We start from the raw sequence: 20,012 nt of genomic DNA, 5'->3' as shown, positions 1-20,012 counted from the left end.
CGATTATGGGTGTACAGCTCCCGACAGCATTTGTAAAGCGCATGGAGCAATTGCTCGGCGATGAATTCGAGGCTTTTATGGCTGCCTATGACCATACGCCCCATGCCGGGATTCGCGTGAATACGTTAAAAATTCCGGTAGAGGACTTTAAGGAACGTTCTCCGTTCGAACTGCGGCCGATTCCGTGGTGCCCCACAGGCTTTTACATTCCACACGGTACCAAGCCTGGATTACACCCTTACTATCATGCTGGGTTGTACTATATACAGGAACCGAGTGCGATGTCTCCGGTTGAACTGCTCAATGTAGCTCAGGATGAGGCGGTTTTGGACCTGTGTGCTGCACCGGGAGGAAAATCAACCCAAATCGCAGCCAAGCTGCAAGGAAGCGGCATACTGGTGACCAATGATATTAGCGCTGACCGAACGAAGGCGTTGGCTAAAAATGTGGAATTGTACGGTGTGCGTAATGCCGTGGTACTGAATGAAAGCCCGGATCGCATCGCAGATACCTTTCCTCATTTTTTTGATAAAATTTTAATTGACGCACCTTGTTCGGGAGAAGGCATGTTCCGTAAGGATGAGGATATGGCCAAACAATGGGAAACGCATTCGGTGGAAAAATGTGTGGTCATGCAACGGGACATTTTGCGTGTAGCGGCCTCGATGCTGAGCGATGGGGGAAGAATTGTCTATTCGACCTGTACCTTTGCCCCGGAAGAAAATGAAGGAATGATTGCGGAATTTCTGGAGGCTCATCCCGATTTTAATGTAATCCCTGTTCCTTCGGAAGTGGGGTTTGCACCAGGCCACCCGGAATGGGTGAGTGAAGAGATTGCAGCGGCGCATCCTGAACTGCGGGGTACAGCACGCCTCTGGCCGCATCTTGTAGAGGGAGAAGGTCATTTTATCGCTGTATTGCAGCATCAGGGTGGGGTTCGTGTTGATTCGGCAGCAGATCTTACTGAATCAGGGGATCTAGCTCCATCGAAGCAGCATTTGCCCGTCAGGGAAGCGCTGCTCCCCATTGGCCAAGGAAGGCGTACTGAAGAGTCTGTACGAACCGGAAAAGGAATGAGCGGAAAGTCAGGCAAAGGTAAGAATATGCGCGGCTTTGATAGCAATAAGTCTCGTATAGGGAAAGAACATGTAAAATCTGCTGCATGCTCCCCGCATGATGTGCTGGCATCTTATCGCCAATTTGTTCAGGAGCAGTTGGAGGTTTCACTTGAAGGCCATACGGTGGTGTATGGAGACCGCATTTATCAGTCCCCGCTGGCATCACATCGTTTGGACGGGCTTAAGGTGGTGCGTCCGGGCTGGTTTATGGGAACTGATAAGAATGGTCGTTTTATACCTTCACATCCGCTGGCGGTGGCTTTACGTCCTTCTGAGGCGATTAGAAGTATCAACCTTTCCAGTTCGGATGCTGAAGCCATCCGGTATTTAAAAGGTGAAACCTTGTCCGTCCCTGTGGAGAGAATGGAGCTTCGGGATGGAGCCCAACCTAAAGGCTATACTCTCGTGTGTATTGATGGTTATTCGGCCGGTTGGGGGAAGTGGCAGGACGGCATGCTTAAAAATGAATATCCTACGGGCTGGAGGTGGACATCGGTATGAGTGGAAAAGGGAGACAAACTCAGCGTTTAGACAAAATTTTAACCCATATGGGGTATGGTTCCCGTAGTGATATCAAGAGACAGGTAAAGCAGGGTATGATCACGGTAAACGGACGGGTTATCAAAGATAGCGGCTTACAGGTTCATCCTTACCAAGACCAAATTGAAGTGAACGGCGAACGGGTTGTATTTCGGGAGTTTATTTACATCATGCTGCACAAACCACCAGGGGTCATATCTGCAACCGAAGATACGAGAGAACAGACGGTGCTGGATTTGCTGAGTGCAGAGGAACGACATTTTGAGCCTTTTCCAGTGGGGCGGCTAGATAAGGATACAGAAGGCTTATTGTTATTGACCAACGACGGCAAGCTCGCCCACGAACTACTGTCTCCACGGCGTCATGTTCCCAAAACGTATGAGGCTACGGTGTCGGGACAAGTCACGGAGGAGGATATTCATCACTTTGCAGCAGGCGTGGAACTGGATGATGGGTATGTCACCCTTCCCGCGCAGTTGACGATTCTTCGGCATGAACAGTCGCGTCAGGCTGACGGGGAGGTCCTTTCCTATATTTCGCTTGTGATCCTTGAGGGTAAGTTTCACCAAGTGAAGCGCATGTTCGAGGCGGTTGGCAAAAAGGTAACCTATTTGAAAAGAACAGCCATGGGACCACTGAAGCTGGATGAACAGCTTCCACTGGGCAGCTATCGAGAGCTGACCAGCGAAGAACTGGCATCAATCGGCCGAGATATAGCACCTGCGACATCAGAAATTTAATGATGAGTTTAAATACAAATGACGCACAGGCTCTTACGAGAGCCTGTGCGTCATTTTATGATATAGACAACCAGACAGAGAAATGTTCACAGGCAAGCTTCGTCAACAAATCGTAGTGTGTGAATTATTGTGCACGTGCTGCCCGACTTTTTTTCACTTCCGCTGCCTTATAAGCTGTGACCTTGTTTTTACCCGTCGTTTTGGATATGTACATGGCTTGATCGGCCTGTTTGACGAGTTCATCCGGGTTTATTTCCTTCTTAACTGTACTGTGTCCGACACTGATGGTGACGATACTTTCCTCGGCCACTCGTTCGCGGATTCGTTCCGCAACATGCCCAACCTTGGCCCGCCGATCCACAACCATTGCGACCAGTTCCTCGCCGCCGTATCGCCCAGTCAGCCCAATTTCATCCAATTCCTCCTCCATAATTTGGGCGACCTGCTTGAGAACTTCATCCGCACGAGCATGACCCTGCGTATCATTCAGCTTTTTGAAATTGTCAATATCGCAAAAAATGACCGACACGCGGATTCCCTGATCCATATATCGCCGCAGCCTTCCCGAAAAATATTTACGGTTATATAGCCCGGTCAGACCATCGGTGATGGAAGAACGATAAATCCTTTGGAGCAGCTCTACAATTCGTTCAAACAGAATGATAAATAGCGTTGTGTAGTACAGCAATGGTAGAAATAACATCCACAGGAACGTGCTTGATCCGCCTGCTTCTTCAGGGATGTCATTTCGCAGCCAGAGAAAACCAAGCCAGAGCAAATATACAAATAAACCCGCTATAAATTTCTTTGGCTGTCCGATTCGTGGGGTGATGAATAGAAGGCTTAGTATAAGCACCAACACTCGATAAAACAGAGTGAATCCAACCAACTTCACTGCGCTGATCCAAGCGGGCAATAAATTTAAAGTCCAGGCCATGACCGGCAGTATTAATAACGCAGCCAGTAATAGCAAGGCCCATCTCTCCACAAGCTTTAGCTTTTGGTAAAGCTGAAATACGGCGGCATTGATAAGCACGAAGGCAAATGCCTCCAAAGCGTTCTTCCACACGATTCCCTGCAGTTGCATTTGGCCACCGCCTGCCGAATAGAGATTCATCGCTTCGTATGTCATAATAAGAATAGCGGCAACCGAAAAAAGGATATAGGCTTTTTTTCGTTGTCTGCTATATATGATCACGCACATTAGCGCCATCATGAGTATAATATACAAACCGCAGGCTGCACTTATGGCCCCGGTCAGAGATGGGGAGCCCAAAGTTCCCAATAAGGACAACAACGTCAACATCACCGACTCCATTTGCAAAATTAATCAATCTATTGAACGGATGATATCGTTCCGATACAATAGACAGGATTTATTCCAGTTAAAATGTTATAATTTTCTTTTGTGCCTAACATTTATTCTCAATATATCATCTTTCAGAAAATCCGGAAACCTATACATATATCCTGTATTCCGGGCAGTTTGATGCTTGAAAGGGGAAGCACTCATGAAATTGCTACAGGCTCTCTTTTTCCCACCCGAGCAACCGGGAGGCGTTTCATCCATGATTCCATATTTGCAAGAGCGGTTTACGTCCCCACGTTGGGAAATGGAGCTATTTTCAATCCCTAAACGGATTCGCAACAAGGGTAGGGACGAAGTAACCTTTGATACCTTTGACTGGACGAGATATGAGCAATATCCAATCGTTCAAAAATATATTCAGACGTACCGTGATTATTTGTGGTGGACTCGGCTTCGCATTCAGAAACCTTTTGACCTTATTCATGCTCATCATCCGATTGCCGGGCTTGCTATGAAAAACGTATTTCCTGATATTCCACTCGTACAGACAATTCACTCTTCCTATGAGAAGGAATTAATTCTAAACGGGAAAATAGAGGAGAACGGGCCGGAACACCAATTCTTAGTATCACTGTACCGAGAAATGGAGCAGAAGGCGGATCGCCTGATAGCAGTATCGCAGTCTTTTCAGCATTACTTAACACCTTATGTGCAGCATCCGCAAGATATTGTGGTTATTCCAAATGGATATGATGAAAAGCGATTTAAGCCCGTTCCTCACGAAAATGAAGTGACACAGCTCATAACCGTTTGCCGGCTTGTTCCCGCAAAAGGACTGGATATTCTATTACAGGCTTGCGCTGAGCTAAAAAAAAGAAATCAGGAATTTGTGCTCCATATTATTGGAGATGGTCCAATTCGGCCTGAGCTGGAAGAGATGGCGCAGCAGCTAGATATATATCATGAGACGATCTTTTATGGATATACTCTTCACCCGGAAGAGTTTATGCCTTTCTTTGATGTGTTCGTATTGCCTTCGCGGGCAGAGGCCTTTGGCTCCGTATTTGCAGAAGCGGCGTTGAGCTGTCTGGCATTGGTAGGTACAGAAGTAGGGGGAATACCGGAGCAGATTGAGGATGGTGTCAATGGTCTGCTCGTGCCACCCGATAATCCGAAGGCACTGGCAGACGCATTAGAAAAAGTCATCGCAGACCCTGCCTATCGTTATGAACTGGCTAGATCTGCCTGTGACAAGGCTAAATCAAGCTACTCTTTAAGTCGTGCCGTTAACGAACTGAAGAAAATGTATTTGAAATTTCCACACTAACCATGCCGGGTATCACCTGATTTGGAATCAGAATGCCGAAAGCTGGAGCGGGGACGTGAGGAGCGGAAAGGTCTCCCGCGTCCTGCCATGATCAGTTTACTAACCCACATCAGACTAAGCATTCCGAAAATAGGATAGAGAACAGATAACAGTGAACTGAAGCCGAACTGACTGATTAAGAAACAGGTGAGCATAATGAATAATGTAATGAGCTTGGGCGAAATTTGCACATGCTGACGAATTTGTAGACTGACTCCATAAATGTCGGCCACAAAGGTACTAAAGATCTCCATAAAAATGAGTAGAATGTATATGATTTCAACAAGCGCTCCCAGACGATAAGCAATGCTTCCCATAGGGATTTCAAATTGCTGAATGCCTGGCATTTGCGCTGACATGACAAAATGGGCAGCCATCAGCATAAAGCCAACACCAATTCCACCCAATACACCGCCCCAGCGGATGGTTTTACGTGAGAATGTTTGGCTGCCTAGAGGGACAAGCACGGCCTGAGCCATAGTCAGATTGAAGGATGTGTACAGCAGTGGAGAGATCCATGCTCTTAGTACACTGTGATCTGTCGTATTCGTAATAAAGCTTTGCGGATTAGGCATGGAAAGGGTGCTATGAACGAGTAAAAGAGATATGGTGATCATCAGCGGGACCACAATAGTGTTCATATGCAGGATCGCTTTAATACCTTTATTCAGCAGTATGTAAGTTCCGATCAGTGTAATGAGCAGTCCAGTTTGGTAGTGAAGATGAAGATGCTCCACAAAAACAGAGCCAGCTCCTGCCAGCATGACGCTATTCACGCAAATCAGCACAATTAGCGTGAATATGCTGATCCATTTTCCGGCATGGGCACCAAAAAGGTGTTTGTTCAGATCCTCGTAGGAGCGGGCTGAAATATCATGGGCGATCAGCATTATTTTCGTACCCAACCATACAAATATGAGTGTGGACAGCATAATAGTGATTGTAGCCCAACGTCCATATTGCGTAAAAAATTGCAAAATTTCTTGTCCGGTAGCGAAGCCGGCACCGACGATTGTACCAATGTATGTAAAAGCAATCTGAAAAACTTGAATATTACGTTTCATTCTCAGTCCCCCCTTGCCTGCTTGAATAACGCTGCAGTGAGCATATAATACAAACTATGTTCAACTGAAATAGGACATGACTGGATGAGACTGAAAATAATTATTATTGAATTTAACGAATAGCTTGACAGGAGCGTAATTTATGGGTCAAATCCTTGCATGGATACTGGAATACGGATATTTGGCAATGTTCGGCTTGCTTGCCCTTGGAGTAGCTGGTATGCCGATACCCGACGAAGTGCTGATGATCGCCTTCGGCGGGCTCGTGTCTCAAGGACACTACAACTTTATTGCCGCGCTGGCAGTCACATTTTTCGGCAGTATGACAGGCATGATGCTTAGTTACACATTGGGGCGTCTGCTGGGCAAGCCACTATTGCACCGATACGGTAAATGGGTAAGGCTTACGCCTTCTAGGATTGCCTCTTCCGAAAATTGGTTCGGACGCTATGGCACCTGGGGAATTTTGTTCGGATATTTTGTCCCTGGCTTGAGGCATGTATCCTCATATCTGGCAGGTACAACCCGTCTAGGTGTTTTTCGCTATATCAGCTATGCATCGGCAGGAGCGTTGCTGTGGTGCGGTACATTTTTGGGAATCGGACATGCAGTGGGCATGCACTGGGAACAGGTGGCCAAGCTGATGGAGAAGGTGACGCACCGGATAGGTTTAATCGTTATTCTTTTAATCGTTTTGGGAGGAATCATCGCTTGGTTCTGGAACAAACGTAAAAAAAATGTCACATGACCGTATGGAAAGCAGGTTATAGCTTGAAAGCGGCGGGTGATGTATGGTACTTTTACCGCATAGGAATGCCGTGGGAGGTCATGGAATGGAAGTATTAAAGAAACGAATTTTAGATGAAGGTGTGATTGCGTCAGATCAGGTGCTAAAGCTGGATGGATTGCTTAATCACCAGGTTGATCCAGAGCTGACTATGGAAATGGGACGAGAGTTCGCAGCCCGTTTCCGGGAAGAGAAAATCACCAGAGTAGTGACCGTGGAATCCTCAGGCATTGCCATCGGGTTTGCGACAGCGTTGGAGTTGGGTGTACCGTTGGTATTTGCTCGTCGTAAAAAGACTTTATTAGCTGATCCAGATGCGCTGTGTGAGCGTGTACCTTCGTTTACGAAAGGTATTGTTACAGATATTATGTTGTCTCGTCAATTTATTCATGAACATGATCGTGTTTTGTTCATTGATGATATTATTGCTAACGGCGATGCAGCTCGAGGTATGGTTAAAATTATTCAACGCTCTGGGGCGGAGTTGGTTGGATTCGGAGTTGCGGTTGAAAAAATGTTTCAGGCAGGAGCGAGAACCATCCGTGAGCAGGGCATCCGTGTAGAATCATTGGTTAAAATTTCGTCCTTGGTTGATGGTAAAATAGAGTTTGCTGAATAGTAACATTTCGAGACTCCAGATCCTTATTTCTAATAATAACCTTTGCATGAGCATCAATTTCGCTTATAATATAGATAAGGTTTGGGAGAGGAGGCAGCAACATGGGGAATGAACAATTGACCGAACAGTTTTTTCTGGAAAAACTGGCAGCGGCTAAAGTGCATTTTGAACGCGCCTTGGATTGTAAACATACGGAATTCGACGATTTGTATCCCTATATGATTGAACATCCTCAGTTTTTTTGGTATAAACGCTATGTGGCCTGGTCTGAGTTGTTGACATTGGTTAACCTATGCGAAGAATTGTCCTTCTCTTGGAAAGAAGAATTTACTGCTCACCAAGTGGAGTATGTAGAACAGCGAGTGTTGTCTGCACAAGTGCTGGACTTCTGGTACGAGAAGAACGATACAAAAGAACATGACCACAGTGTAAATCAGTCGGGATAATTTGTTGCTCTGTTGGCAATCCATATAAGTAGTAAGAGGAAAGAGACCTAAATGATTTGTTTAGGTCTCTTTTTAAACTTTTTGTATGCTACAAATTATGGTCGTTGGTTGAAAAAGTGGATAAGGAGGGAACGTGGATGATAATGGACGAAGAATTGGATGCTTATCGACTCTCCGGTGAAAAGGTACGCGTCGTACGCGATGGGTTGGAGTCCAACGATGTGGTTGGCATTGTATTGGCCTGGGATGATGAACAGGTGCTTATTCGACGCCAGAATCGACGTGTGGTCAAGTTGGATCGCAGCTATACATACCAGCCGTTCAGCGAGCCGCGTCACAATCCGGTAGATCTGGATTAAAACGAGATCGACATGGGGATTGGATAAAAAACGGGGCGTTCATTAGGCATATAGGAACTCTAAACCGGACACAGTAATAAAGGAAAACTCAACAGAGAGGGCGTGCTGTGTCAATGACGGTTATGGACGAAAAAGTACACGCATACAAGGATCAAATCAGCCATTTGGAAGATAAGTTGCCCGAGGTAGTTCATGCTTATCATCGTTTTACTGGAGAATGCTTTCAAGCCGGCAGTCTAGATGAAAAAACCAAGCAACTGATTGCGCTGGGTATTGGCTTATTTGCCAATAATGAGGTGTGCACGTTTTATCATGTGAATGAGGCACGCTCTAAAGGAGCCAGTGATCAGGACATTATGGAGGCCGTTGCTGTAGCTGCTGCAGTTGGTGGAGGACATGCTTTAAGCCAAGGTGTCACGCGTGTACAGAAGGCGCTGCATTAAAGCGAATTATTCAAACAGATATATTCTTACTCGTAATAACGAACATAGACTGGCCTGAACATGATGGTTAGTGAAAGAAGCTTCCGAGCACTGTTGGTGCCTGCGGAAGCTTCTTTTTGCGTGTAGTGCGGGGATTATGCTCTTTTGCTTGCAGCAAAAGCAGTAGGGCGAGAGGATTTATGCTTATAGGCAGAAGAGGATGTAACCCAGCTTCGCCCAACAACGCGTAGGGGTTTAGGGGTTGAGTTATTTGGTTCGGGGCGATATTTCTCTGGTAAAGGAAGGGCAGCCGTATGAGGCATGGAGGTAGGGAGCCCAAGATAAGCTCGCATTCGTTCATACATTTCTTTACGGAATGCGGGCATAGGCATACTGAACTGCTCTTTAGCGCTTTTATATATATAGGTGGCGTGAACGCCGGAGTGGTTTTGTTGTATGTCTAAAACACGAATCTGATACTTCTTAAATTCATGTTTAATTTCAGATAGCAGGATTCCGGTACGATCTATTCCTGCGTTAACCATTTCGACATAAAGATCAGGGGTTTTCAGCACGCCGCTTTCTTCAAGAATGAGACTGTCCCGCTCAAATACTTTTTGAATAAAGGTAAGAAGTAGATAACTTTTTACAAGAGAGCATTGATGCTGGGTAGTATCTGAAGAGATCATTACCATTCACCGCCTTAGGAAAATGTGATGATAATTCATAGTCATCGAAGTGAAGGAACCTATGTTCTCAAGAACTTATGTTCTTATATTAATATATTATTCCTTTATTATCAAGGATATAAAAGGTTTGACATCTTTATATGATCATGGTATGATCTATCTTGTCGCTAAGAAATTAATTTTTCGAGGTAGACACCAAATATATGCGGTCGTGGCGGAATTGGCAGACGCGCACGGTTCAGGTCCGTGTGGGCTAACCCCCCGTGGAGGTTCGAGTCCTCTCGACCGCATCCATTAGAAAAAGGTTTATAGAATTGCTCTTGTAGCATTTCTATAAACCTTTTCTTATATTTCGCGAAATTGCCAATTTACCAGCAAGGATTCCAATATAAGAACTTGAACTTTATTCAAGTATATAAACAATTCTTTTATAAGATTATCTTTTAAGATATGATGAATAATAATGCAATTCATGATGAAGCTATTGAAAGGTTGGATGACAGATGGAGAAAGCAACTTTTGCCGGTGGGTGCTTTTGGTGTATGGTGACTCCGTTCGAGGAGCAACCGGGCATTCATAGTATTGTCTCAGGTTACACTGGAGGGACGATTCCCGATCCGACCTATGAACAGGTTAAAACAGGAACGACAGGTCATTACGAAGTGGTGCAGATTACATTTGAGCCTGAGCTGTTTCCTTATGAGAAGCTGCTTGAATTGTATTGGCCACAAACAGACCCTACTGATGGAGAAGGACAATTCCAGGACCGGGGCACACAGTATAAACCCGCTATTTTTTATCATACGGAGCAGCAACGGGAGCTGGCGCAACAGTCCAAGGAACAGTTGGCGCAAAGCGGACGCTTTGATAAGCCGATTGTAACGGAAATTCTTCCGGCTACGATTTTTTATCCGGCAGAGGATTATCATCAAGATTATCATAAGAAGAATGTAAAGCATTATAAGGAAGATCGAGCACAATCTGGTCGTGATGAATTTATCGACAAGAATTGGTAATCTGCTTGAATATCCGTTATTAACCACGACAAAGGCAGATCGGGGATCACCCCTGAGTCTGCCTTATACATATTTAGACGAGGTTACTCACACAATGAAGGGACAGAGAAGGAGGCTGACCCGCAAATGAGTACACGACGGAAGTTACAGATTAGAAATCTAATAAAAAAGGCCTTAAAGGCGTCACGCAGACAGAAGGAGCCATCTTGTGCGCTTATACGCTCTGGGTGCTCTAGAATCCAAAAAGTTGTAGTACTTTGTATTTCAGTTTGTATGCTATTTATGGTCTGTAGAACTGCTGTTGCTGAAGCAATTGACCAACAAAACGAGCCGCAAAAGAGGGTTGCTGTCATTATTGACGACCTAGGAAACAATATGAAAGGGACAAAGGAGATTTTAAATTTACCCGTTAAAATCACCGTTGCTGTAATGCCTTTTTTGCCTACAACCAAGCAGGACGCTATGGAAGCGCATAAGCGTGGTCATGATGTTATCGTTCATCTGCCGATGGAACCAAAGCAGGGCAGACCTGAATGGCTTGGACCTGGAGCGATCAAGGCTAATATGACGGATGAAGAAGTACGTGCCAAGGTGACGGAAGCTATTAAGGATGTTCCTTATGCCATAGGAATGAACAATCACATGGGCTCCAAGGTCACCTCTGACAAGCGCATTATGTCTGTTGTGCTTGATGTGTGTAAGGAACACGGACTATTTTTTGTGGATAGCCGTACCAATTATTGGTCAGTTGTGCCTGAACTTGCAGCTAAAAAGGGAATGCCGCCAGTGCGAAATGATATTTTTTTGGACGATGTTCATACCATCGCCCATGTGCAGCGACAACTTACTAAAGTAGTTGAATGGTTGGCTGAGCACGACACCTGTGTAACGATTGGTCATGTTGGCGGAGCAGGCTTGAAAACCTCTTCAGGACTTCATTTATCGGTTCCCAAATTAAAGGAGCATGCTCAGTTTGTTGGCATTAGCGATCTGGTGCGTGATGTATGGGGATGGACAGGTGATCCAGCCACCAATACTACCATACCGTCAGATGCGCAATAATGCCTTCGGCAATAGCTTCAGCAATGTTTTTTTGACCAGGATCACCGGAAAGCATAGCTCTGTCCTGTTCGTTGCTGATAAATCCGGTTTCCACAATGACAGCAGGATGTTGGATTTTATTCAGGAGATAAAAGGGTTTTCCGTACATTGTTCCTCTATTCATGCAAAACAAGCGGTTTAGTGAATGCTGAATCCGTTCTGCCAACAGGTAGCTGCTGCCCTCATCCTGATAAAGCACAATGGGACCGCGTTTTTTAGATTGTTTGGCCCAATTGACATGCAAGCTTACAACCAAAGCTGTGGGAAGTTGCTCCGTTAAGCTTTTGCGTTGGGCGAGGTCTTTAAGATGCCGGGATTTAGACTTCAACCAACGGTTATCATCACTTAATGCGTAGTCCTTATCCCGATTGAGAACAGCAGGGTAACCCTGGGAACGTAGAATCAAGTATAGCTTTTGAGCAATAGCAAGATTAATATCTTTTTCCAGAAGCCCTTTATGACTTGTTCCACCATCCACACCGCCATGACCTACATCAATCAGGACCACGGGCTTGGCAAAAGCGTGATAGGAATGGTTAAAAGGGCTTTCTGTATGCTTTTTTGATTGGGTACCTTTTTCGTCAGGATGCGTAGTTGCATAAGCGATAGGGACAAGTACAGAGCTACAAAGAATGCAAAGACTTAACCCTAGTGCGGTCAGCCATATTCTGTTTAACTTTTTATTGAACATATTGTATTCCTCCGGTGGACGAATTAACTGCGTAGTGCCTTTAAACATAATTAGCCTTGAGCTAGCAGAAATATTTAAAAATAGTATGTTCCATTTAAGGGAAACCATACGTAGTTCTTTCCACAAGGGTTAGAGCCGCTGGAAAATGTACAAGCTAATTTTATCTGCACCTAACGTGTTATCGGATATTTCCAAGCACGGTAATCGGAAAGGATAGGTGCAGATGGAGGAGGTTATGGAGGATGGCGAAGGGTGACGAGCTGGTGACGTATATAACACAGCGGATTGTGCGTTATATGGAAACGCCGCGTGATGTTCGACGCAGCCAAAAGCAAGCCAAGGAGCCGTGGGTGAGCAAATGGTTTGGCATGTTGCCTCTCGCTCTCAAAATGTGGATAAAATCCAGGCGCAGAGAGCGAAGAGAGTAACGTAAACACGCCAAAGAGACCACAAGAGGCATGGGAGAATGCCATTTGAGGTCTCTTTTTAATTTGTTATAAAGATAAATTCAAATACCTTTTATTGTTACTGAAATAACTGAAATAACTGAAATAACTAAGATTATAAACGGAGAAATTCGCCATGGGACAACAACCTTTGTAGTGGCACAAATCGAGAAAGACCATTGTGGTAGGTCAATGCATATAAAATGGGTTCGGACGGATGAGCTGAAGATATCCAAGCTTGATACCCGCTAATGGATAAGGGTCCTCCAAAGGCAAAATTGATACTTGTGGCAGAAAAAATCATACGCCGTGAATTATTGAGTACGTCCATAAATTGGCTTGTGTTGTGGATGGAAAGTTTATGCTTAGGTTGAAGCCAACCCAGATCATCATAGGGATCGAAAGGTTCAGACGACACATTAACTGCTTGTGCCTGAGTTCTCAAAGAGGGTATAGATAAAGAAATCGCATTGTTCTGGAGCTTATTCTTCCAGCTCCCATCTGCTACTTCTACAGGTAGTGGATCGCCAGTAACAGCATCAATACTTATTTGGCTACCCGTTGAGGAACGTACCAGCCAGTAGGCTAACAGAGGTTCCTCATACATAGGTGTAATTTGCAGCTTGTCGGTAGGAGAAAATTCGGTTTCTGTGAGGGACTTAAGGGATTGACGAAGTACATCCATACTGTAAGGTCCGCCAGGTCCATTCCCGTATTCGTTGAGTTGATAAGCACCGTTCGAGTCAGAGCCGATAATTAGGTAGCCGATGTATTCTCCAGCATGGTTTACCTGAACAAGCCAGCTATGGGTTCCGGGTCCGAGCGGATGGTAGCTAAGCTCAGCATCTTTCCAAGAAGCAAAAGGGGGCTGCGACGATAGAGATTGCACGGTGTCGGCCGCTGTTTGTTTTACCTCGTCAGGCACTCCTTGCTGCTGAGTAGGAGGTTTTGATGAAACGTCACCCGGGGAAGCGGGAGGAACAACAGGACTCATGGATTCCGTTGATGGAACCTGGAAGCTTTCGTTGTGGTTGGGTGCTGAACTTAAATTGTTTTCTTGAACGGCTGAGGGGGCCGCATGAATGGAAGCGAATGGACAGACTGCGGACAGGCTGATCAGGACAGCTGCGATCATACCTACGCTATAGTGCCCGGAATGATTTTTGTTCAATGGAATCCACCTTTCTGTCGGATGGCTTGCCGACGGAGGCATTCTTTTTTTATTAGCATACAGCCTGTCCGATGAAAAGACTGCTGCACTCTGTCGGCGCAACTGTCGTATCCAGGTTCGCTTTTTGCTGTCGATACATAGGGGACAGGCTTGACCATACTTGTGGTTTCAGCAGCGGAAACTGGTGTAGGCTGAAGCAAGATGTTACAACTTGACGACATGTCTGCAGCCCTCCTGCGAAGGAGCGTGAGATATCAGTTACTGCAGATGAAATATCCCGCAGTTAATGGCGGATACGAGTACCTTTGGCTCATATTGCCATACCATTTCTTTACGGCGAGCTTGATGCTGTTCCATAACGGATTCTTTTTTATCCTCGTCCTCTTTTTCTTCCTTGATTAGATCATCGTAGTAGTGGTCAATAACCTCTAGTTCCTCGCGTAATCGTTCCTTTGCCTGCTCAGCCCAACTATAGTCTTGCTGTCGGAGCTGTTCGGTGAGATAGCTTTCAAGCGAGGTGGAAGCCTCAGGCACAGATAGCTGCGCTGGCTGCACGTGCATATTGCCTGCCAGCAGCGGGCTAAGTTGCCGGGTTTCGAGCATAGTGCCAAAATCTGCTACAATAGTGCCACTTTTGAGTGAGATACCTAGCCATTGAAGTTCCTCACGCTTCAAATCGCAGGCAAATTCGATCTTGTAGCAGACACTGAGCCAAGCTTCATAAACTACGGGAGAACGGGCAGACAACTGACGGGCATCAGGCTGCTCGAACAAATAAACATATTTACCTCCGTCCCGAGCAGCTTCAAAAATTTGATGCAGCCGGCGACTTCCGTATCGAAGCTCCTCCTGCATAATGCGGCCAGGCCCTAATTGCGGCAACGTTGGTACATGACCAAAGTACCGTCCCATGACCTGATCTTGTGCCGCCTTGCCGGGTTCAGACGCTGGCGGGGCCTGAGCCGCTAAACGTTCCTGTTCCGTACGATAGGCTTCTCCATCAAAGATGAATGTGAAGGACATTGTCTGCGCTGGAACGCCAGTACGCTCTACGTACCCCCAATAGTAGGGGCGGTTTGTTAAGGCTTTATCCGCTTCTGGAGATAGCTTGACAGTTACATGGTGAGAAGACCTTTCAATGATACTGCACCCGGTAGCTTCCAGATAGGTGCGAACAAAGCGCTGGACTTGCTGTGCATTCATAGTCAAGGCTAGCGGCCTCCTTTCACACTGCGTCGAGCTTTGGTGGAGGGAGCTACATCGCCTGTTAAGCCTAATAAATCCTCGGTGTTATTTGAGCTACCTCCTGTTAATTGTCCTTTGCGCTGCTTTGTTCCAGATAACTTATCCGTTGCTACGTTTGGAGTGACTGACGGGTCTGTGCGCAGTTGCTCCATTTCTTGTTTGATAGAATCCAGCGAGTGACCCAACTGTTGCATTTTTCTGCGAATTTCATCATCACTGCTGGATTCAAGCATGATTTTATATAAGCTTTTTTCAATGGATTCTTTTTTCTCAAACTTCTCCAGAATAATGTCTAATCCGCCGATGACCATCTCAAACATATTAATTTTTTCATGCAGCAGATGCAGGATGTGCTCCTCAATCGTTCCGGTAGTGGACAGGTTGAAGATATTCACATCATGCGTCTGTCCAAGTCGATGCACCCGTCCGATCCGCTGTTCCACACGCATGGGATTCCATGGCAAATCGAAGTTAATCATGTGGTGACAAAATTGCAAGTTAATACCTTCCCCACCTGCTTCCGTGGCAATCATGACCTGAATGCGTCCACGGAACAGGTCCATCATCCAATCCTTGCGGCCCCGGTTCATACCGCCTCGGTATGGAACAGCAGACAGCCCGCGATCACGGAAATAGTTTAGCAAATACTCCTGTGTAGCTCGATATTCTGTAAAAATGATCACTTTTTCGTTCATCTTCCGGATGAGCTCAAGTGCCTTTTCCGCTTTGGAATTAGCCTTGATCGCTTTTATATGTGCGACCAAGTCCCAAACACGATCGCGTAGCGGGGAGTCTGGAGCCATCTTTTTGGACAAGTTGACCAGCGTGACAAACACAGCATCCCGGCTGCTGCACACTTCCCGCTGAAGGGTAACGAGAGACAGCATGCTGCTTAAATTTCCGCCATTCGCCTGATATTGCTCTTTGACAAAAGAGGTCACCCCATCATACAGCGCCTTCTCTTCCGGGGAGAGCTCCAAATGAATGTTGGAAACATTTCGTTTAGTGAACTGAACCGGACCTTCGCCACGACGATTGCGGATCATGACTTTAGACAGCTCATCTTTGAGCTGATCTTCATTTTTAGGCAGACGTTTATCTACAACAAAGTTAGCTGAAAAATCACCTTGTCTTCCCAACTGACCGGGTTTGAGTAACGTGATCAGATTAAACAGCTCAGATAGATCGTTTTGTACAGGTGTTGCTGTCAGGAGCAAACAATATTTTTTACGCAGCTTCATAATGAACTGGTAGTTGGAGGTCTTTTTATTTTTCAGCTTATGAGCCTCGTCAATAATGAGCAGGTCATAATCGGTATCTAGCAGGATGTTACTATGTGGCTCCCGTTTGGCCGTATCCATAGAGGCGACGACGACCTCGGAAGACCAAGAATACGCCTTTTTCTGGGCAACTGCAGGAATGCCGAATTTGCTATTCAGTTCCCGCACCCATTGCAGGACCAGAGAAGCGGGTACAAGAATAAGCACTTTGGAAGCCAGCCCGCGAACCAGATATTCCTTCAGGATCATTCCAGCTTCAATCGTTTTGCCTAGGCCGACTTCATCGGCAAGAATGGCACGTCCGGACATCTCAAACAGTACCTTTCGCGCGGTATCGAGCTGATGGGGCAAGGGAGTGAGGTCTTGCAAATGCTGAAGACATTGAAGCTCATCAAAGCTCGGCACCAGCTTGGCCTTTTCCGCCTCGATGGCCAGCTGGTACAGATCCCAATTTCCCCAAGGGCCTCCCTTGTGCAGTCGTTGGTCCAGCTCGTCCTGCCAGCTGCGGTCAAATTGTACCGGAACAGGCAGTGGTGCTTGGTTTTGTGTGTGCTGGGAACTTGTCGGTTTGGCTTTCATGAGGATTCCCTCCCTCCTAGTAGTAGCACCGTTGAAGCTCTTGGCTCTGTCACATATATGGCATCTATTTTGCACAGATCGTAGATGTAGTATGGACGGAAAAAGATATCTTCATAACAGGAGGGATGAAATCCTTTAGTTGCCTTCCATTAACTTTTGAAGTTTACTTTCCGTGGAAGTTTGCGCATTGGGGGTATAAATGCTGCAACGAAGATCGACACTGCCTTGTACCTGGAGGGAAGTCAGGTCAAATAACATTTTGCCAGCCTTGGCATGGCGAAATTCAATGAGCACTTCCGGGGCGGAGCTTACCTCACTCTGATTCCAAAGTTCGTTAAACTCTCCGTAGGTCTGACTCATATTTTGTATAAACTGTGCATACCAAGGATCGGTTACGTATTGCCCGTAATAAGCGCGAAAAATGGCAAGAAATCCTTTTACAAAGTGTTCCCAATTCACAGCCAGACTTTTAAACTCCTTTTTGGTGAATAGCAGTTCGATCATATTGCGCTGCTCATGTGGCAGCTCGGCAAAATCCATAAACACATGAGCAGCAGCTTCGTTCCAGCCGACAATATGGCAACGCCGATCTGAAATAATAGCAGGACAATAGTGCAGCTCTTGTACGATCTTTTGCAGAGATGGAGAAATAATAGCCTGTTCCGCAGGAACAGGCAGGTGATGAGAGCCGGCTTCCAGCGCTAAATCATACAAATATTTACGCTCATCTGCGTTCAACTGCAAGGCAGCGGCAATAGCATCCAACACGGAGGCGGATACCTTAATATCCCGGCCCTGCTCCAGCCAGGTATACCAGGTTGTACTGACACCTGCCAGCTGGGCGACTTCTTCTCTGCGTAAACCTGGTGTTCTGCGCCGTGACCCTGGGGGCAGACCAACCATATGCGGATGTAGGCGGGCTCTTTTGGTTTTTAAAAAAACAGATAATGCTTCCAGACGTGCTTCCGTTTTCATAAGTATTCTCTCCATTCGACGAGTGTATGTGAAGTGAGGATATCAGGCGCTTACTATAGTAGTGTTCATTATACCAGGATAAACAAACACTTGTAATAGGATAAGACGAGCGTAAAATGAGGTTTATAAGTAAGCCATTGAGCAGGAGGAATGAATAGCTTATGCAAAGAGTAGTGATAACAGGTATGGGTGTTGTTTCGCCATTGGGCAATGAAGTAGGCACACTGTGGAATAATTTGGTGGAGGGCCATTCAGGTATACGAAAAATTGATTCATTTGATGTGTCTGATTTAAAAGCACAAATTGCTGGCCTGGTACAGGATTTTGATGCAGAAAAGCAGTGGGGGCGTAAGGATGCCAGACGAATGGATCGATTTACTCAGTTTGCATTGTATGCGGCAGAGCAAGCGCTCAAGGATTCTGGTCTGGAACTGGATCGCACGGATCTGGAACGTGTAGGTGTATATGTGGGATCAGGAGTCGGCGGTTTGGATACATTGGTCAATAATGTGGACGTGCTGCTACAGCGGGGGCCGGGCAGAGTTAGCCCGACGCTGGTACCTATGATGATCTCAAATATGGCGGCTGCCCAAATTAGTATCGCGTTCGGAGCGATGGGCCCTACGCTTTCACCTGTGACGGCTTGCTCTATTGGGAACACTGCAATTGGAGAGGCATTTCGGACTATTCGTACAGGAGATGCGGATGTCATTTTTGCTGGTGGAGCTGAAGCAGCGGTGTCCCGATTGGCCTTGGCAAGCTTCGCTAATGCAACAGCCTTGTCCACACGTAACGAGGAACCTTCGAAAGCAAGCCGGCCGTTTGATCAAGATCGTGATGGCTTTGTCATGAGCGAAGGAGCAGGCATCCTAGTACTGGAGTCGCTGGAGCACGCTACCCGGCGGGGAGCGGAAATCTATGGCGAGGTCATCGGTTATGGAGCGAGTTCGGATGCCTATCATATGGTTGCACCACATCCCGAAGGAACGGGAGCTTATCTAGCAATGAAAGCGGCCCTTCATTCAGCCCGCATCTCCCCGGAAGAAGTGGACGTGCTCAGTGCCCACGCAACGAGTACGCTGCCAGGGGATGTGGGGGAGACGCTAGCGATCCGCAAGTTATTTGGCGACTATGCCTATCAAATCCCAGTTACCGCTAATAAGTCCATGCTGGGTCATATGCTGGGAGCTGCGGGCGGCGTCGAAGCGATTGCACTGGTACAAAGCCTGCGAGAAGGCATCATCCCGCCAACGATAAACCTGCACAACCCGGACCCTGCTTGCGATCTGGATTATGTGCCTCACAAAGCGCGCAAGGCTTCACTAAATATTGGGTTATCTAATTCGTTTGGCTTCGGTGGTCATAATGCAGTCATTGTGCTGAAACGCTACGAGTCATAATATGTAATGAGTTATTTGGAGCCTCAGATGCTAGATCCAGCTGGATCTAGCATCTGAGGCTATTTTCATTTAGGCATTATAGATTTAATTTAAATAAGAGATAGAGTAAGATGGAGGAAAACATTTGGAGGGACGAGAAGCCATGATTATCATCAGAAATATAGAGCCGGCAGACGCTGAAGCGTATTGGAATTTAAGGCAGGAGGCCCTAAAAATGAACCCCGAAGCTTTCGGAACCTCCTATGAGGAAGCTGTAAAAGTTTCATTATTGGATGTAGTGAAGCAAATACAAAATCCGAGAGATCATTACATACTTGGTGCATTTACTAAGGATCATCAGCTGGCTGGCATGACTGGTTTTAGAAGAGAAAACAAAATAAAGACACAGCATAAAGGAACGATTTGGGGAGTTTATGTATCATCGACTTACCGGAGCCAGGGAATCGCTAAGAAACTTTTAATGGAAGTGATCAGCCGAGGTAGAAAAGTGGAAGGCTTGAAACAAATCAATTTGAGTGTGGTAGCTACCAATCAATCAGCAGTTGAGCTTTATAGTAAATGGGGATTTACAACCTATGGTATAGAAAAGAACGCCTTAGAATATCAAGGTCAGGGATATGATGAGGAACTCATGGCATATTTTTATTAA

General features: G+C 46.1%; 22 protein-coding genes and 1 tRNA gene. 14 read left to right on the top strand and 9 right to left on the bottom strand.

All coding sequences use genetic code 11. From position 1 onward, the window contains the following. The first annotated feature begins 5 nt into the window (after window positions 1-5). Both ACQQ6X_RS17985 and ACQQ6X_RS17980 read left to right on the top strand, forming a co-directional pair. Window positions 6-1,619 (top strand): RsmB/NOP family class I SAM-dependent RNA methyltransferase, encoded by a 1,614-nt coding sequence (locus tag ACQQ6X_RS17985; protein ID WP_305166437.1) that lies wholly within the window; start codon window positions 6-8, stop codon window positions 1,617-1,619. Continuing rightward, window positions 1,616-2,398, top strand: a complete 783-nt coding sequence (locus ACQQ6X_RS17980; RefSeq protein WP_305166436.1) for a pseudouridine synthase — start codon at window positions 1,616-1,618, stop codon at window positions 2,396-2,398. Before ACQQ6X_RS17985 ends, ACQQ6X_RS17980 begins: the two co-directional genes overlap by 4 nt. 124 nt (window positions 2,399-2,522) lie before the next feature. Here ACQQ6X_RS17980 and ACQQ6X_RS17975 read toward each other — a convergent pair whose 3' ends face one another. After that, window positions 2,523-3,704 (bottom strand): GGDEF domain-containing protein, encoded by a 1,182-nt coding sequence (locus ACQQ6X_RS17975; RefSeq protein ID WP_305166435.1) that lies wholly within the window; start codon window positions 3,702-3,704, stop codon window positions 2,523-2,525. 205 nt (window positions 3,705-3,909) lie between these two features. Between ACQQ6X_RS17975 and ACQQ6X_RS17970 the strand changes: the two genes are divergently transcribed. Further along, the gene (locus tag ACQQ6X_RS17970; RefSeq protein WP_063209194.1) at window positions 3,910-5,034 is read left to right on the top strand and encodes a glycosyltransferase family 4 protein; all 1,125 of its coding nucleotides are present in this window, start codon (window positions 3,910-3,912) and stop codon (window positions 5,032-5,034) included. Here ACQQ6X_RS17970 and ACQQ6X_RS17965 read toward each other — a convergent pair. Then, a complete protein-coding gene (locus ACQQ6X_RS17965; RefSeq protein ID WP_063209196.1) occupies window positions 5,031-6,137 on the bottom strand; it encodes a YkvI family membrane protein in 1,107 nt (368 codons plus the stop codon). The two genes, ACQQ6X_RS17970 and ACQQ6X_RS17965, sit on opposite strands and share 4 nt — an antisense overlap. 142 nt (window positions 6,138-6,279) lie before the next feature. Here ACQQ6X_RS17965 and ACQQ6X_RS17960 point away from each other — a divergent pair, with 142 nt between their 5' ends. From ACQQ6X_RS17960 to ACQQ6X_RS17940, 5 genes are all read left to right on the top strand, one after another. Further along, window positions 6,280-6,885, top strand: coding sequence for a DedA family protein (locus ACQQ6X_RS17960; protein WP_305166434.1), 606 nt, complete (start codon window positions 6,280-6,282; stop codon window positions 6,883-6,885). An 85-nt stretch (window positions 6,886-6,970) separates the two neighbouring features. Further along, window positions 6,971-7,543: a xanthine phosphoribosyltransferase gene (locus ACQQ6X_RS17955; protein ID WP_149032660.1), complete on the top strand. Its 573-nt coding sequence runs from the start codon at window positions 6,971-6,973 to the stop codon at window positions 7,541-7,543. Window positions 7,544-7,644: 101 nt separating this feature from the next. Then, window positions 7,645-7,989 carry a hypothetical protein gene (locus ACQQ6X_RS17950; protein ID WP_013370520.1) on the top strand — a complete coding sequence of 115 codons (345 nt, stop codon included), beginning with the start codon at window positions 7,645-7,647 and terminating at the stop codon, window positions 7,987-7,989. 137 nt (window positions 7,990-8,126) lie between these two features. Further along, entirely contained in the window at window positions 8,127-8,348 is a 222-nt protein-coding gene (locus ACQQ6X_RS17945; protein WP_063209269.1) for a hypothetical protein, read from the top strand. A 113-nt stretch (window positions 8,349-8,461) separates the two neighbouring features. Beyond that, window positions 8,462-8,791: a carboxymuconolactone decarboxylase family protein gene (locus tag ACQQ6X_RS17940; protein WP_305166560.1), complete on the top strand. Its 330-nt coding sequence runs from the start codon at window positions 8,462-8,464 to the stop codon at window positions 8,789-8,791. Window positions 8,792-8,925: 134 nt separating this feature from the next. On the opposite strand, the gene ACQQ6X_RS17935 is transcribed toward ACQQ6X_RS17940, so the two are convergent. Beyond that, a complete protein-coding gene (locus ACQQ6X_RS17935) occupies window positions 8,926-9,459 on the bottom strand; it encodes a hypothetical protein (protein ID WP_305166433.1) in 534 nt (177 codons plus the stop codon). 205 nt (window positions 9,460-9,664) lie between these two features. Here ACQQ6X_RS17935 and ACQQ6X_RS17930 point away from each other — a divergent pair. The 3 genes from ACQQ6X_RS17930 (at window position 9,665) to ACQQ6X_RS17920 (ending at window position 11,537) form a co-directional block, all read left to right on the top strand. Continuing rightward, window positions 9,665-9,749, top strand: a tRNA-Leu gene (locus ACQQ6X_RS17930). 213 nt (window positions 9,750-9,962) lie between these two features. Then, window positions 9,963-10,475 carry a peptide-methionine (S)-S-oxide reductase MsrA gene (msrA, locus tag ACQQ6X_RS17925; protein WP_149032662.1) on the top strand — a complete coding sequence of 171 codons (513 nt, stop codon included), beginning with the start codon at window positions 9,963-9,965 and terminating at the stop codon, window positions 10,473-10,475. A 126-nt stretch (window positions 10,476-10,601) separates the two neighbouring features. Further along, window positions 10,602-11,537 carry a divergent polysaccharide deacetylase family protein gene (locus ACQQ6X_RS17920; protein ID WP_305166432.1) on the top strand — a complete coding sequence of 312 codons (936 nt, stop codon included), beginning with the start codon at window positions 10,602-10,604 and terminating at the stop codon, window positions 11,535-11,537. On the opposite strand, the gene ACQQ6X_RS17915 is transcribed toward ACQQ6X_RS17920, so the two are convergent. Next, window positions 11,512-12,267 carry an N-acetylmuramoyl-L-alanine amidase gene (locus tag ACQQ6X_RS17915; RefSeq protein ID WP_305166431.1) on the bottom strand — a complete coding sequence of 252 codons (756 nt, stop codon included), beginning with the start codon at window positions 12,265-12,267 and terminating at the stop codon, window positions 11,512-11,514. The two genes, ACQQ6X_RS17920 and ACQQ6X_RS17915, sit on opposite strands and share 26 nt — an antisense overlap. A 242-nt stretch (window positions 12,268-12,509) precedes the next feature. Here ACQQ6X_RS17915 and ACQQ6X_RS17910 point away from each other — a divergent pair, with 242 nt between their 5' ends. Continuing rightward, window positions 12,510-12,695 (top strand): YqzE family protein, encoded by a 186-nt coding sequence (locus ACQQ6X_RS17910; protein WP_305166430.1) that lies wholly within the window; start codon window positions 12,510-12,512, stop codon window positions 12,693-12,695. Window positions 12,696-12,828: 133 nt separating this feature from the next. On the opposite strand, the gene ACQQ6X_RS17905 is transcribed toward ACQQ6X_RS17910, so the two are convergent. The 5 genes from ACQQ6X_RS17905 to ACQQ6X_RS17885 all read right to left on the bottom strand — a co-directional run bounded on the left by ACQQ6X_RS17905 (window position 12,829) and on the right by ACQQ6X_RS17885 (window position 17,963). Then, window positions 12,829-13,884 (bottom strand): hypothetical protein, encoded by a 1,056-nt coding sequence (locus tag ACQQ6X_RS17905; protein WP_305166429.1) that lies wholly within the window; start codon window positions 13,882-13,884, stop codon window positions 12,829-12,831. Further along, window positions 13,881-14,105 carry a hypothetical protein gene (locus ACQQ6X_RS17900; RefSeq protein WP_305166428.1) on the bottom strand — a complete coding sequence of 75 codons (225 nt, stop codon included), beginning with the start codon at window positions 14,103-14,105 and terminating at the stop codon, window positions 13,881-13,883. The genes ACQQ6X_RS17905 and ACQQ6X_RS17900 overlap by 4 nt, the downstream gene beginning before the upstream one ends. A 37-nt stretch (window positions 14,106-14,142) precedes the next feature. Further along, a complete protein-coding gene (locus ACQQ6X_RS17895) occupies window positions 14,143-15,093 on the bottom strand; it encodes a YqhG family protein (protein ID WP_305166427.1) in 951 nt (316 codons plus the stop codon). Between the two features lie 2 nt (window positions 15,094-15,095). Then, window positions 15,096-16,988 carry a DEAD/DEAH box helicase gene (locus tag ACQQ6X_RS17890; RefSeq protein WP_305166426.1) on the bottom strand — a complete coding sequence of 631 codons (1,893 nt, stop codon included), beginning with the start codon at window positions 16,986-16,988 and terminating at the stop codon, window positions 15,096-15,098. Window positions 16,989-17,123: 135 nt separating this feature from the next. Further along, on the bottom strand, window positions 17,124-17,963 hold the full coding sequence (locus ACQQ6X_RS17885; protein WP_063209219.1) for a helix-turn-helix transcriptional regulator: 840 nt from the start codon (window positions 17,961-17,963) through the stop codon (window positions 17,124-17,126). Window positions 17,964-18,124: 161 nt separating this feature from the next. Here ACQQ6X_RS17885 and fabF point away from each other — a divergent pair, with 161 nt between their 5' ends. Both fabF and ACQQ6X_RS17875 read left to right on the top strand, forming a co-directional pair. Continuing rightward, on the top strand, window positions 18,125-19,363 hold the full coding sequence (fabF, locus tag ACQQ6X_RS17880) for a beta-ketoacyl-ACP synthase II (protein ID WP_305166425.1): 1,239 nt from the start codon (window positions 18,125-18,127) through the stop codon (window positions 19,361-19,363). A 124-nt stretch (window positions 19,364-19,487) separates the two neighbouring features. After that, window positions 19,488-20,012, top strand: a complete 525-nt coding sequence (locus tag ACQQ6X_RS17875) for a GNAT family N-acetyltransferase (RefSeq protein WP_305166424.1) — start codon at window positions 19,488-19,490, stop codon at window positions 20,010-20,012.

Source organism: Paenibacillus ottowii (assembly GCF_050516475.1).
Classification (GTDB): Bacteria; Bacillota; Bacilli; order Paenibacillales; family Paenibacillaceae; genus Paenibacillus; species Paenibacillus ottowii.
The sequence above is the reverse complement of the archived record's forward strand: the minus strand, read 5'-3'. Positions and strand labels throughout refer to the sequence as shown.

Bases quoted from the DNA above. Each gene is read 5' to 3' on its own strand.
- ACQQ6X_RS17940 (WP_305166560.1), top strand. From the start codon at position 8,462: ATGACGGTTATGGACGAAAAAGTACACGCATACAAGGATCAAATCAGC.
- ACQQ6X_RS17970 (WP_063209194.1), top strand. From the start codon at position 3,910: ATGAAATTGCTACAGGCTCTCTTTTTCCCACCCGAGCAACCGGGAGGC.
- ACQQ6X_RS17945 (WP_063209269.1), top strand. From the start codon at position 8,127: ATGATAATGGACGAAGAATTGGATGCTTATCGACTCTCCGGTGAAAAG.
- ACQQ6X_RS17890 (WP_305166426.1), bottom strand. From the start codon at position 16,988: ATGAAAGCCAAACCGACAAGTTCCCAGCACACACAAAACCAAGCACCA.
- ACQQ6X_RS17960 (WP_305166434.1), top strand. From the start codon at position 6,280: ATGGGTCAAATCCTTGCATGGATACTGGAATACGGATATTTGGCAATG.
- msrA (WP_149032662.1), top strand. From the start codon at position 9,963: ATGGAGAAAGCAACTTTTGCCGGTGGGTGCTTTTGGTGTATGGTGACT.
- ACQQ6X_RS17975 (WP_305166435.1), bottom strand. From the start codon at position 3,704: ATGTTGACGTTGTTGTCCTTATTGGGAACTTTGGGCTCCCCATCTCTG.
- ACQQ6X_RS17885 (WP_063209219.1), bottom strand. From the start codon at position 17,963: ATGAAAACGGAAGCACGTCTGGAAGCATTATCTGTTTTTTTAAAAACC.
- ACQQ6X_RS17915 (WP_305166431.1), bottom strand. From the start codon at position 12,267: ATGTTCAATAAAAAGTTAAACAGAATATGGCTGACCGCACTAGGGTTA.
- fabF (WP_305166425.1), top strand. From the start codon at position 18,125: ATGCAAAGAGTAGTGATAACAGGTATGGGTGTTGTTTCGCCATTGGGC.
- ACQQ6X_RS17955 (WP_149032660.1), top strand. From the start codon at position 6,971: ATGGAAGTATTAAAGAAACGAATTTTAGATGAAGGTGTGATTGCGTCA.
- ACQQ6X_RS17900 (WP_305166428.1), bottom strand. From the start codon at position 14,105: ATGTCGTCAAGTTGTAACATCTTGCTTCAGCCTACACCAGTTTCCGCT.
- ACQQ6X_RS17985 (WP_305166437.1), top strand. From the start codon at position 6: ATGGGTGTACAGCTCCCGACAGCATTTGTAAAGCGCATGGAGCAATTG.
- ACQQ6X_RS17950 (WP_013370520.1), top strand. From the start codon at position 7,645: ATGGGGAATGAACAATTGACCGAACAGTTTTTTCTGGAAAAACTGGCA.
- ACQQ6X_RS17920 (WP_305166432.1), top strand. From the start codon at position 10,602: ATGAGTACACGACGGAAGTTACAGATTAGAAATCTAATAAAAAAGGCC.
- ACQQ6X_RS17910 (WP_305166430.1), top strand. From the start codon at position 12,510: ATGGCGAAGGGTGACGAGCTGGTGACGTATATAACACAGCGGATTGTG.
- ACQQ6X_RS17965 (WP_063209196.1), bottom strand. From the start codon at position 6,137: ATGAAACGTAATATTCAAGTTTTTCAGATTGCTTTTACATACATTGGT.
- ACQQ6X_RS17980 (WP_305166436.1), top strand. From the start codon at position 1,616: ATGAGTGGAAAAGGGAGACAAACTCAGCGTTTAGACAAAATTTTAACC.
- ACQQ6X_RS17935 (WP_305166433.1), bottom strand. From the start codon at position 9,459: ATGATCTCTTCAGATACTACCCAGCATCAATGCTCTCTTGTAAAAAGT.